This window comes from Vagococcus martis (assembly GCF_002026305.1).
Taxonomy (GTDB): domain Bacteria; phylum Bacillota; class Bacilli; order Lactobacillales; family Vagococcaceae; genus Vagococcus; species Vagococcus martis.
The window spans coordinates 953,473-966,071 of the sequence record NZ_MVAB01000001.1 but is presented as its reverse complement, the minus strand read 5'-3'; the positions used below and the strand labels follow the sequence as shown (position 1 = coordinate 966,071).

The 12,599-nt window shown below is 35.6% G+C and carries 9 protein-coding genes; 8 read left to right on the top strand and 1 reads right to left on the bottom strand.

The window, feature by feature from the left end; translation table 11 throughout:
* Positions 1-12: 12 nt before the first annotated feature.
* The 5 genes from BW731_RS04595 (at position 13) to ftsY (ending at position 8,302) form a co-directional block, all read left to right on the top strand.
* On the top strand, positions 13-1,797 hold the full coding sequence (locus BW731_RS04595; RefSeq protein ID WP_079346135.1) for an oligopeptide ABC transporter substrate-binding protein: 1,785 nt from the start codon (positions 13-15) through the stop codon (positions 1,795-1,797).
* A gap of 113 nt (positions 1,798-1,910) precedes the next feature.
* Positions 1,911-2,612: a ribonuclease III gene (rnc, locus tag BW731_RS04590; protein WP_079346133.1), complete on the top strand. Its 702-nt coding sequence runs from the start codon at positions 1,911-1,913 to the stop codon at positions 2,610-2,612.
* Between the two features lie 18 nt (positions 2,613-2,630).
* On the top strand, positions 2,631-6,203 hold the full coding sequence (gene smc, locus BW731_RS04585; RefSeq protein WP_079348556.1) for a chromosome segregation protein SMC: 3,573 nt from the start codon (positions 2,631-2,633) through the stop codon (positions 6,201-6,203).
* 15 nt (positions 6,204-6,218) lie between these two features.
* On the top strand, positions 6,219-7,034 hold the full coding sequence (locus BW731_RS04580) for a Cof-type HAD-IIB family hydrolase (protein WP_079346131.1): 816 nt from the start codon (positions 6,219-6,221) through the stop codon (positions 7,032-7,034).
* A gap of 14 nt (positions 7,035-7,048) precedes the next feature.
* A complete protein-coding gene (gene ftsY, locus BW731_RS04575) occupies positions 7,049-8,302 on the top strand; it encodes a signal recognition particle-docking protein FtsY (RefSeq protein ID WP_079346129.1) in 1,254 nt (417 codons plus the stop codon).
* Positions 8,303-8,344: 42 nt separating this feature from the next.
* Here ftsY and BW731_RS04570 read toward each other — a convergent pair whose 3' ends face one another.
* Complete coding sequence (locus BW731_RS04570) at positions 8,345-9,097, bottom strand: DeoR/GlpR family DNA-binding transcription regulator (RefSeq protein WP_079346127.1); 753 nt, start codon at positions 9,095-9,097, stop codon at positions 8,345-8,347.
* A 224-nt stretch (positions 9,098-9,321) separates the two neighbouring features.
* Between BW731_RS04570 and BW731_RS04565 the strand changes: the two genes are divergently transcribed.
* Genes BW731_RS04565 through iolC form a run of 3 tightly spaced genes read left to right on the top strand, consistent with a single transcriptional unit; the run spans position 9,322 to position 12,589 of the window.
* The gene (locus BW731_RS04565) at positions 9,322-10,779 is read left to right on the top strand and encodes a CoA-acylating methylmalonate-semialdehyde dehydrogenase (RefSeq protein ID WP_079346125.1); all 1,458 of its coding nucleotides are present in this window, start codon (positions 9,322-9,324) and stop codon (positions 10,777-10,779) included.
* 14 nt (positions 10,780-10,793) lie between these two features.
* A complete protein-coding gene (gene iolB, locus BW731_RS04560; protein WP_079346123.1) occupies positions 10,794-11,612 on the top strand; it encodes a 5-deoxy-glucuronate isomerase in 819 nt (272 codons plus the stop codon).
* A 17-nt stretch (positions 11,613-11,629) separates the two neighbouring features.
* Positions 11,630-12,589 (top strand): 5-dehydro-2-deoxygluconokinase, encoded by a 960-nt coding sequence (iolC, locus tag BW731_RS04555; RefSeq protein WP_079346121.1) that lies wholly within the window; start codon positions 11,630-11,632, stop codon positions 12,587-12,589.
* Positions 12,590-12,599: the final 10 nt, after the last annotated feature.

The window sequence follows — 12,599 nt, the reverse complement described above, 5'->3', positions numbered from 1 at the left end:
GGGGATGAAGGAATGAAGTACAAAAAATTATTTAGCGTCGTAGCACTTGGTGCTGCAGTAACAGTCGGGTTATCAGCTTGTGGTGGAGGAAAATCTGACAAAAAATCTAGTGGGAAAGCCGATAAAACAGAAGATGTATCAAAATTCCCAGTAAAAACTTCTAATCAAGAAAAAGCCAAAGAAGGCGGAACGTTAGAAGCAGCCGTTGTTATGGATACTCAATTTAAAGGAATGTTCTCTGAAACATTCTATGAGGATGCTTATGACAACCAATTTATGCAACCATCTCATGAATCATTATTTACAAGTAATGGTAACTTTGAGACAACAGAGGATGGGGTAGCGAAAAAAGATATCGATGTTGATGGTAAGAAAATTACAATCACAATTATTAAAGATGCCAAATGGTCAGATGGTAAACCATTAGTAGCAGATGATATTATCCAACCATACTTAATCATTGGTAACAAAGATTATTCAGGTATCCGTTATGGTGAAGATTTCCAAAATATCGTAGGTATGGATGAATACCATGAAGGAAAAGCTGATTCTATCTCAGGAATCAAAAAAGTAGATGACAAAACGGTAGAAATTTCTTACAAAGAAATGAACCCAGGTATGAAACAAACAAGTGAAACTGTTTGGACTTCAGCAATGCCTTCTCATATCTTTAAAGATATTCCAGTAAAAGGTATGGAATCTAGTGATGCGGTACGTAAAAACATCGTTACTTTTGGACCATACAAAATGGAAAAAATTAATACAGGTGAATCTGTAGAGTATACACCAAACGAGTACTACTACGGCGAAAAACCAAAATTAAGCAAAATAACAATGCGCGTTGCACCATCTAGCTCAATCGTTGAGTCTTTAAAAGCTAAAAAATATGACATGGTATTCAGTATGCCAACTGATAACTATCCAAACTACAAAGATGTAGAAGGATATGAAATCTTAGGTCGTCAAGATTTAGCTTATACTTATATTGGATTCAAATTAGGTAAATGGGATGATGCTAAAGGTGAAGCTGTTTACAATCCAGATTCAAAAATGGCAAACAAATCATTACGTCAAGCAATGGGCTATGCCATTGATAACGACGCTGTAGCAAACAAATTCTACAACGGATTACGTCAATCAGCTAATGCGATTATTCCACCAATCTTTGATGAATTTAGTGACAAGAGCTTAGTAGGATATTCTAAACAAGATATTGATAAAGCAAACAAATTATTAGATGAAGCTGGATACAAGAAAAAAGATGGCGAAGAATTCCGTCGCGATCCAAATGGTGAAAAACTAGAAATTAACTTTGCTTCTATGTCAGGTGGCGAAACTGCCCAACCATTAGCTGAATACTACATGGACTGCTGGAAAGAAATTGGTTTAGATGTTAAATTATCAACAGGTCGTTTAATTGAATTCCAATCATTCTACGATAAATTGAAAAACGATTCACCAGACGTTGATGTGTACCAAGCAGCATGGGGATTAAGTTCAGATCCATCTCAATCAGGATTATACGGACCTAAAGCGGCGTTTAACTACACTCGTTTTGTCAGTGATGAAAATACTAAACTATTGAATGAAATTGATTCTGAGAAATCATTTGACGGTAAATACCGTACTGAGAAATTTAAAGAATGGCAAGAATATGTTGCAGATGAAGCATTTGTTATCCCAACATTATTCAGAGATGCTGTATTACCAGTAAGTGATAAAGTAACTAACTTTGACTGGGCTTATGATGTAACAAGTAACCCATGGTCTCACGTTGGTGTAACGGATAAAAAATAAAGTTTAATGACTATCAATTTGGCTATTTGGTCAAATTGATAGTTTTTGTTTTCTTTCAAACAAAAAAAACGTATAATAAGAGTATCTATCGTTAAAAGGGAGAGGCACATTCAATGGAACAAACGTTAACACAGTTATTAAAGACAGACTATAACATCATTTTTAAAGACATCTCGTTATTGGAACAAGCGTTTACCCATTCATCCTATGTGAATGAGCATCGACATTTTGAACTACAAGATAATGAACGATTAGAATTTCTAGGAGATGCTGTCTTAGAATTAGAAGTATCTGATTATTTATACCGTCATTTTCAAGATTTACCAGAAGGGAAATTAACAAAACTACGTTCGACAATTGTTAGAGAAGATAGTTTAGCAATGTTTGCAAAAGAATGTGGTTTTGATCAATTTGTTAAACTTGGTAAGGGTGAGGAAAATTCAAATGGTAGAAGTCGTTCATCATTGTTGTGTGATTTATTCGAAGCTTTTTTAGGAGCTCTATATTTAGATCAAGGAGCTAAAAAAGCGAAAGAATTTATCTACCAAGTAGTCGTAGCAAAAATAGAAACTGGTGCTTTTTCACATGAGATGGATCATAAAACTGCTCTACAAGAAGTATTACAAAAAAATGGTGATATCTTGATTGAGTATCATTTAATAGCAGAAGAAGGACCTGCCCATGCAAGAATCTTCCATGTTGAAGTATGTGGTGGAGGAACGCCTCTAGGTAAGGGGTCTGGAAAGTCTAAAAAAGTGGCAGAACAAAAAGCGGCAGAAGCAGCATTAGCCAACATTTTAGCAGAAGAATCCTAGGAAGGGGACTTATTGTTTGTGTATTTGAAACGAATTGAAATTGCAGGATTTAAATCCTTTGCAGATCGAACAGTAATTGAATTTAATGAAGGCTTGACGGCAATAGTTGGTCCTAATGGAAGTGGAAAAAGTAATATTACAGAAGCCATTCGATGGGTTTTAGGGGAGCAGTCAGCAAAAAGTTTACGTGGGGGGAAAATGCCAGACGTTATTTTTGCTGGCTCTTCTTCACGTTCACCGTTAAATATAGCAGAAGTGACGTTAGTACTAGATAATGAGGACCATTTTTTACCGATTGAGTACACTGAAGTCAGTGTCACAAGACGATTAACACGTGATGGCGAGAGTGATTTTTTCATCAATAAACAACGTTGTCGCCTAAAAGACGTGATTAGTTTATTCATGGATTCAGGTTTAGGTAGAGATTCTTTTTCGATTATTTCTCAAGGGAAAGTAGAAGAAATTTTTAATAGTAAACCTGAAGAACGTCGTGCGATTTTTGAAGAAGCTGCTGGAGTATTGAAATATAAAAATCGCAAGAAACAGGCAGAAAAACATCTAGGAGAGACAGACGATAACCTCAGCCGTGTGCAAGATATTATTTATGAGTTGGAAATTCAACTAGCACCATTGAAACAACAAAGTGATAATGCGAAGACTTATTTAACATTAAAAGAGCAATTATCTGAGCAAGATGTGAGTATGACAACTCATTTGATTGAAGAAACAAAAAACAAATGGAATGATAATAAAAAACAACTTGAAGAAAAAAATCAATTGATAAATCAGAAAGAAACTGAAAAAAATGAATTAGAAGAAAAGCTTGAACAATTAAAATCTGAGCAAGCGACACTTGAGCAAATGCTAGATAGCCATCAGCAACGATTGCTTGACTGTAGCACACAATATGAACAACTTGAAACACAAAAACGAGTGTTAGAGGAAAAACAAAAGTTTTCTGTTCAAACAAAAGAGGTGCAACAAAAGACATTACGTAACTTAGATACGGAAAAAGAAGCACTTAAAAAAGAAATTCATTTTTTAGAAGAGGAAGAAAATAGTTTAATTGAAGAAAAGAAATCTCTTACGAAATTGATTTCACGTATTCGAGAAGAACTAGTTCAATATAGCAAATCAGCTAAAGAGCAATTAGATGATATGCGTAGTGATTATCTAGAATACATGCAACAACAAAGTCACGTGAACAACGAGTTGAAGCATTTAGAAAAACAATATAGTCAAGAAACAAATAAAAACTCGCGTGAAATGAATCAGTATGAAGAGCTTGTTGCAATGATAACTGAAAAACAAAAAGAACTAGTTGAATTAACAAAAGAGTATGACGTTAAAAAAGAAAATGTTGTCACCTATTTAGAAGACTATCAGCAAAAAAGACAACTTAAAGAGCAACTTAGTCAGCAACTACAAAAGTTAAACACGCAGTTAATGGATGCCTTAAGAATCTTACAACAAGCCCAAGCTAAGCAAAAAAGCTTGAAAGAATTGCAAGATAATTATTCAGGTTTCTATCAAGGTGTGCGAGCAGTGCTAAAAGAAAAACAACAGTTTCCAGGTATAGTCGGTGCTGTGGCGGAATTAATTGATATTCCATCATCGTATCAACAAGCCCTTGAAACAGCGCTTGGAGCAAGTGTCCAGCATGTTGTAACGAAGGACGACCAAAGTGCTAGAGACGCTATTTCTTATTTGAAGAAACAAAGACTAGGCCGTGCGACGTTTCTGCCATTGACTACTGTTAAAGCACGATATATTAGGCAAGACGTTTTAGATAAAGTACAAAATATGTCAGGGTTTGTGGGAGTAGCTAGTGAGTTAGTTCGTTATGATGAAGAGGTTTCGGCCATTGTTAGGAACTTATTAGGCTTAACTATCGTCGCGGATTCATTAGATGCAGCCACTCATATCGCAAAACAAATTAACTTTCAGTATCGTGTGGTATCATTGGATGGAGACGTGATGAATCCTGGTGGTTCTATGACTGGTGGGATGAGTAAAAAAGGTCAGTCGATGCACTGGTTTTCTCAATCAAAAGAGTTACAAGATATTGAAAAACAATTATCTCAAATGACCACTCTGTATAAACAAAAAGAAATCGAAGTGACTGAATTGCAAAAAGAAGTTTCTTTAATAGATGAGTCACTTGAAAATCTACGTAAATTAGGTGAAGAAGCCAGACTAACAGAGCAAAAACTACAATCACAAGTGTCTCTTTTAACACAAGATGTGACGCAGTTAGAAAAAGAAAAGAAAATACTAGAATATGAGCAAAGTGAATTAAATCAATTTCTTACAGAGTATCAACAAGAAAAAGAAAACTATGAAGCACAACAAAAAGAACTTGCTCAAAAGATTGCAGAGTTAGATAAAAGAATGGCTGATGTGGATCAGTTAGAGGCGACGAATTCTGAGAAAAAAGAAACTTTAACAAAAGAACTCGCTCAAAAAGAGGCCGATTTGGCTGTTATAAAAGAAAAACTAAATCAGTTAGCTGAAAAACAATTAGAACGAAATACTCGGTTACAAGAAGCAGATCAAAAAATGAGTGAACTGTTACAGGAAAGTCAATCCCATGAGGAAGACAGTTCTCATTATAAAGAAGATGAAGAAAACATTACAAAACAAATGAGCGAAGCATCTCGTAAAAGAGAAGAAGTCTTGACTCAGATTAGTAAAGCGAAGACGCAAAGAGAGCACTATGCTAAGACAATCAAAGAACATGACATAATAGTCGATAAAAGTTATGCAGTCATTCGTGAGCTTATGAATCAAAAGACCGAGATTGAAATTATGCAAGGAACTTGTGATAATCAATTAGATAGCTTATTGACTTATTTACAAGAAGAATATAGTTTAACCTTTGAAGCGGCAAAAGAAAAATCATTTGATATTCATGATGCATCACAAGTAAGCGAAGTCATTCGCGATTTGAAAGTTAAAATTTCAGAGCTAGGGCCAGTCAATATATCAGCCATCGCACAACACGATGAAATATTAGAACGATATGACTTTTTAACGAGTCAACGAGATGATTTGAATCAAGCGAAAGATGAGTTGCAAGAGACCATGGATGAGATGGACATGTTGGTGATGAAACAGTTCCATGAAGTCTTTTGTGATATTCGCGAAGAGTTTCGTGAAGTGTTCCCTAAAATGTTTGGTGGGGGACATGCTGATTTGATATTAAGTGATGAAACAGACTTACTTCATACAGGAATTGATATTGTCGCACAACCACCTGGTAAAAAATTACAACAATTAAGTTTATTGTCTGGTGGAGAAAGGGCGTTAACTGCGATTGCTTTGTTATTTTCTATCATTCAAGCACGCCCAATTCCGTTTTGTATTTTAGATGAGGTTGAAGCGGCATTAGATGAAGCGAACGTTGCCCGATTTGGAAATTACTTGCGTCACTTTGGAGATGCCACGCAATTTATAGTGATCACTCACCGTAAAGGAACAATGGAGTCAGCTAAAGTGTTGTATGGTGTGACGATGCAAGAGTCAGGTATCTCAAAAATCGTGTCAGTTCACTTAGAAGAGATGGAAAAACTAGAAGAGACACTCAAATAGACAGGAGAGAATGGTATGATTAAATTAATCGCAATTGATTTAGATGGTACATTGTTAACAGATGATAAACAGATTTCAGATAGAAACAAAGAAGTATTAACTAAAGCTAAAGAACAAGGTGTCAAAGTCGTTCTTTGCACAGGAAGACCTTTATTTGCGATTGAGCCTTATCTAGATAGATTAGAGTTAAGAGATGAGGGAGATTATAGCATCACGTTTAATGGTAGCTCCGTGCAAAAAAACGATACAGGAGAGACATTATTGGCTCATTCATTATCGTTTGATGAAGTGAGTCGTGTCGCAAAAGAGATGAGAAAATTAAATTTACCACTAGATATTATTTCGGTGGATACAGTCATTCATCTAGATACGGCCAAAGAACCTCATACATCAATCTATGAATCAATGAATCCATTGCTTAAGGTAGAACATGCCACACTCGAAACATTAGGCAAGGATCGTTTATTTAATAAAATGGTAGTAGCAGTTGAAACAAGCTATCTTGATGAAAAAATGGCACAATTACCAAAAGAGTTATTGGAAGAATTTAATATCATGAAGTCTCGTGTGAATCTATTAGAAATCATCCACAAAGAAGCAAGTAAAGCAGCTGGAATTGACGAATTAGCTAACTATTTAGGCATTAAACAATCTGAAGTGATGGCAATTGGTGATGAAGCCAACGATTTTTCGATGATTGAGTATGCAGGAATGGGAGTCGTGATGGATAATGGAAGTCAAGGAGTAAAAGACATCGCCCAATTCATCACGAAAAGTAATGAAGAAGATGGCGTCGCACATGCGGTTGAAACATTTGTGCTGACAAAATAGTAGGAGGAAGTTAAATGGGATTTTTTGATAAGATAAAAAAAGCCGTTTTAGGTGAGAAAAAAGTTGAAGAAGCACCAAAAGAAGAACTAGTTGAAGAATTAGAGGAAACGGTCGAAGAACTCTCTCAAGAAGAAAATCATGACACCGTTGTCGTAACGGAAGAACCAGAAGAAAAAGAAGAAACGATTGTTGAAGAATTAGTTGAAGTGAGTGAGCCAGAACAACCTAAAGAGGAAACAAAAGAAACAATCGTTGAAGAAGTGTCAGAGGTTAAAAAGCCAGTTAAGGTACCAGAACCACCGGTAGTCGAAGAGAAAAAAGAAGAAACCATTAAAAAATATGATAAAGGATTAGAGAAATCAAGACGTTCATTTGGTCAGTATATGAATGAACTATTTGCTAATTTCAGAATGGTTGATGATGAGTTCTTTGAAGACTTAGAAGAAGCGTTGATTTCTGCCGATGTTGGATTTGAAACGGCAATGAGAATCTCTGATGAGTTACAAGAAGAAGTCAAACTAAAAAATGTGAAGAAGAAAAAAGATGTTCAAGCAACGATTATCGAAAAATTAGTTGAGATTTATGAAGCAGAAGGCATTGAAGAAAATAATGAGTTAAACATCCAAACTGATAGTCCGACTATTATGCTATTTGTTGGTGTGAATGGTGTTGGTAAAACAACAAGTATTGGTAAATTAGCCAAACGTTACAAGGATGAGGGTAAGAAAGTCTTGTTAGCTGCTGCTGATACCTTTAGAGCAGGTGCTATTGATCAATTGGTTGTTTGGGGAGAACGTGCTGGTGTTGATGTGGTTAGACATAATGCTGGTGGAGATCCTGCTGCTGTTGTATTTGATGCAGTAGAAAAAATGAAAAACGAGCATTATGATATTCTATTAGTTGATACAGCAGGACGTTTGCAAAATAAAGTCAATTTAATGAAAGAATTAGAAAAAATGAAGCGTATTATTGAACGAGAATATCCTTCTGCTCCTCATGAAGTCTTGTTAGTAGTAGACGCAACAACTGGTCAAAACGCTTTGATTCAAGCAAAAGAATTTAAAAATACCACAGATGTTACAGGGATAGTTTTAACTAAGCTAGATGGAACTGCTAAAGGTGGGATTGTATTAGCTATTAGAAATGAGTTACATTTACCAGTGAAACTAGTTGGTTTAGGTGAAAAAATCACTGATTTAGAAGAGTTTAATCCAAATCAATTTGTTTATGGGTTATTTAAGGATTTAATGGAAGATTATGATGGGTAAATGAAAAAGTGATAGGACCATTAATGGTTTCCTATCACTTTTTTATATCTCGATAAAGTTAATATTATGATCCGAAAAATATGACGTATAAGGATCTGAAAAGGATTTGTTTGAGATTAATGTATCAACATCACTTAAATTGGCATAAGTTAAAAGAGTGGAGTGATCAAATTTTGTTTTATCAGCTAATAAAAATTTCATATTAGCTTTGTCCATCACTTGTCGTTTTATCTCATATTCCATAATATCAGAGTTCATTAACCCGCTCCCAATGGACACTGCAGTAGCTGCCATAAATGCTTTGGTAATATTGTACTTCACTGATAACTCATCGTTTTCTACTCCAACAAATGAACGAGTGGGTTTTTTAAAGATATGTCCAATTAGAAATATAGTGACCTTTCTGAGTTTTTCTGCTTTTAGTACTACGTCTAAGCTATTTGTGATGATAATAAGAGGCATATCTTCATCTATATAGTCCAAAATATATTTTGTTGTTGTTCCAGAGTCTATATAAATTAAATCATCAGGCTCAATAAAAGAAGCTGCCCTTTTTGCAATGGCTTTTTTTTCTTCCTTATTTTCAATGTTTCGATATTCAAAATCAACGAGTGTTCCTTCTTTAACGCTGACGCCACCATAAACTTTTTCAAAACGTGAGTCAGTTAAAATTTTGTTTACATCTCGTCTAATGGTATTCATCGAGACATTGAATTCTTCTTCCAGTTCTTTTAGGCTAACGTGATGATGGTCTAAAATATACTGTTTAATCGATTCAAAACGTTTTTCTTTCATAATCTTTTCTCCGTTCACTATCTTTTATTTCATGATAGCATTTATATCTAACTTAATCAAGACTTAATCATTTTTTATATAAGTTAACAATTTTTTTGAAAAAAATATCAAAAAACATTGACTGTTGATTAGATTAAAGGTAATATTAAATCGAAGTTAACCAAAACAACCAAGATGTGACAGTTTAAATGGTATGTTTTAAGTAAATCTATGGAGGGGTATTAATGTCAATTAGAAAATTAAAAAATTATATAAACGGTGAGTGGGTAGATAGTCAAACAACCACATACGAAACAGTAGTTAACCCTGCAACAAAAGAAGCAATGTGTGACGTTCCGTTATCAACTCGTGAGGATTTAGACCATGCAGCAACAGTAGCACATGAAGCATTTCAAACATGGAAAGAAGTCGCTGTACCAAGACGAGCAAGAATTTTATATAAATTTCATCAATTATTAATTGAAAATAAAGATGAGTTAGCAAAATTAGTTACGTTAGAAAATGGAAAGGCTTTATCTGAAGCATATGGTGAAGTTCAACGTGGTATTGAAAACGTAGAATTTGCTGCTGGAGCACCAACTTTAATGATGGGGGATAATTTATCTTCTATCGCAACAGATGTTGAAGCAAGTGTTTATAAATACCCAATCGGAGTGGTTGGTGGAATAACGCCATTTAACTTTCCGATGATGGTTCCATTTTGGATGTTCCCTATGGCGATTGCTACAGGAAATACAGTAGTATTGAAACCTTCTGAAAAAGCACCTATGTTAATGGAAAAAGTGGTGAGCTTATTAGAAGAAGCTGGTCTACCTAAAGGAGTATTCAATGTTGTTTTTGGTGCACATGATGTTGTAAACGGTTTACTACAACACCCAGATATTAAAGCGATTTCTTTTGTTGGGTCACAACCAGTTGGACAATATGTTTATACTGAAGGATCTAAAAACTTAAAACGTGTTCAATCTCTAACAGGAGCTAAAAATCACACGATTGTGTTAAATGATGCCAATCTTAAAGACAGTATTCCTGCTATTGTAAGTGCCGCGTTTGGTTCAGCGGGTGAGCGTTGTATGGCTGCTGCAGTGGTAACTGTAGAAGAGGGTATTTATGATGAATTCATGGTTGAGTTAACAAAAGCCACAAAAGATATCAAGATGGGTAATGGATTAGATGATGGCGTGTTCTTGGGCCCAGTTATTCGTCAAGAAAACTTAGATCGTACACTAAACTATATCGAGCAAGGCGTTGAAGCAGGTGCTAATTTAATCTGTGATGGTCGTGAGCAACTAGATGAGGCGGGATTCTTTGTTGGACCAACTATTTTTGAAGGTGTGACAACAGACATGACTATCTGGAAAGACGAATTATTTGCTCCAGTATTATCTATTATGAAAATTAAAGATTTACAAGAAGGGATTAACATCGCTAATGCCTCAGAGTTTGCTAACGGTGCTTGCCTCTTTACAAATAATGCTTCAGCGATTCGCTACTTTAGAGAAAACATTGACGCTGGTATGTTAGGAATTAACTTAGGGGTTCCTGCTCCAATGGCGATGTTCCCATTCTCAGGTTGGAAGTCTTCATTCTACGGAACGTTACCAGCCAATGGAAAAGCCGGAGTTGATTTCTACACACGTAACAAGGTGGTAACTGCTCGTTACGCACGTAGTGATGTGTAAAAGGAGGAAATAACATGGTTGATTTAAAGCGACGTCCCTATAAAAAAGAATTATCTGAACACGTGGTGGAATGCCATCACGTGACGCGTGAAGCGGACGGATTACGCTATATTGAAATGCGTGTCCTAAATTTATCTGATGGAGGCATTTATACAGAAAAATTAACGGATTTAGAAGCGTGTATTGTCGTGATGACTGGGAAAATTGATGTAACAGTTGGCGATGAGTCATTTAAACAAATTGGAAACCGTCAGGACGTGTTTGACCGAGTACCAACGGATAGTGTCTATGTCTCAAGTGGGAAAGTATTCAACATTACGACAACTAGTAATGCGAGAGTGTTGATAGCTTATGCCCCAAGTAAAAAAGAGTTACCAACGACTTTAATTAAAGCTTCAGATAATACAGTAGAACATCGTGGTAAATATCAAAATAAACGTACTGTTCACAATATTATGGACGATCAAAGTCCCATTTCAGATAAATTGATTGTGGTGGAAGTGTATACAGATAGTGGTAACTGGTCTAGCTATCCCCCTCATAAACACGATCAAAATAATTTACCACATGAATCATTCTTGGAAGAAACCTATTATCATGAAATGAACCCTAAACATGGATTTGTGTTCCAACGAGTGTATACCGATGATCGTTCGTTAGATGAAACAATGACTGTAGAACATGAAAATGTGGTGTTAGTACCAAAAGGTTATCATCCAGTATCAGTCCCTGATGGATACGATGGTTATTATTTAAATATTATGGCAGGGCCAATCAAAAAATGGCAATTTCATAATGACAAAGATCATGAATGGATTTTAAGTAGAGATTAATAAAAAGGAGTTTAACTATGACAACTTATGATTTAATTGCCGTTGGTCGTGCGTGTATTGATTTAAATGCAGTCGAGTATAATCGTCCAATGGAAGAGACAGAAACATTTAGTAAATATGTTGGAGGGTCTCCAGCGAATATTGCAATTGGTGCTTCAAAATTAGGATTATCTTGTGGATTTATTGGGAAAATTCCTGATGATCAACATGGTCGATTTATCTCAAATTACATGTCAGAAGTTGGAATTGATACAAGTCAAATGGCAATCGATAAAGATGGACACAAAGCAGGGTTAGCGTTTACCGAAATTCTAAGTCCATCAGAATGCAGTATTTTAATGTATCGGGATGATGTGGCTGACTTATATTTAGAGCCAAGTGAAGTCAATGAAGAGTATATTAAACAAGCTAAAATGTTGGTTGTATCGGGAACAGGCTTGGCACAAAGTCCTAGCCGTGAAGCCGTGTTGAAGTCGGTTGCGTTAGCGAGAAAAAATAATGTTCAAGTGGTGTTTGAATTAGACTATCGTCCTTACACATGGAAAAACGCGGAAGAAGTATCTGTTTACTACTCAGTCGTTGCAGAGCAATCTGATGTGGTGATCGGAACACGTGATGAATTTAATATGTTGGAAAACGTAACAGAAGGAAATAACGACAACACTGTAGCGTATTTATTCCAACATGCACCTGAATTAATTGTGATTAAACATGGTGTGGAAGGGTCATATGCTTATACAAAAGAGGGCGAAACATTCCGTGGTAAAGCGTATAAATCAAATGTATTAAAAACATTTGGCGCAGGGGACTCTTATGCCGCAGCCTTTTTATATGCTTTAACTAAAGGAAAAACAATTCAAGAAGCATTGCAATATGGCAGTGCCTCAGCAGCGATTGTAGTTAGCAAGCATAGCTCATCTGAAGCCATGCCAACAGTGGAACAAATTGAAGCGTTAATGGAAGAACAATCAAACTAAAAGGAAGTAA

Coding starts and splice junctions, on each gene's coding strand:
- iolC (WP_079346121.1), top strand. CDS start 11,630: ATGACAACTTATGATTTAATTGCCGTTGGTCGTGCGTGTATTGATTTA.
- ftsY (WP_079346129.1), top strand. CDS start 7,049: ATGGGATTTTTTGATAAGATAAAAAAAGCCGTTTTAGGTGAGAAAAAA.
- BW731_RS04565 (WP_079346125.1), top strand. CDS start 9,322: ATGTCAATTAGAAAATTAAAAAATTATATAAACGGTGAGTGGGTAGAT.
- BW731_RS04580 (WP_079346131.1), top strand. CDS start 6,219: ATGATTAAATTAATCGCAATTGATTTAGATGGTACATTGTTAACAGAT.
- BW731_RS04595 (WP_079346135.1), top strand. CDS start 13: ATGAAGTACAAAAAATTATTTAGCGTCGTAGCACTTGGTGCTGCAGTA.
- BW731_RS04570 (WP_079346127.1), bottom strand. CDS start 9,097: ATGAAAGAAAAACGTTTTGAATCGATTAAACAGTATATTTTAGACCAT.
- iolB (WP_079346123.1), top strand. CDS start 10,794: ATGGTTGATTTAAAGCGACGTCCCTATAAAAAAGAATTATCTGAACAC.
- rnc (WP_079346133.1), top strand. CDS start 1,911: ATGGAACAAACGTTAACACAGTTATTAAAGACAGACTATAACATCATT.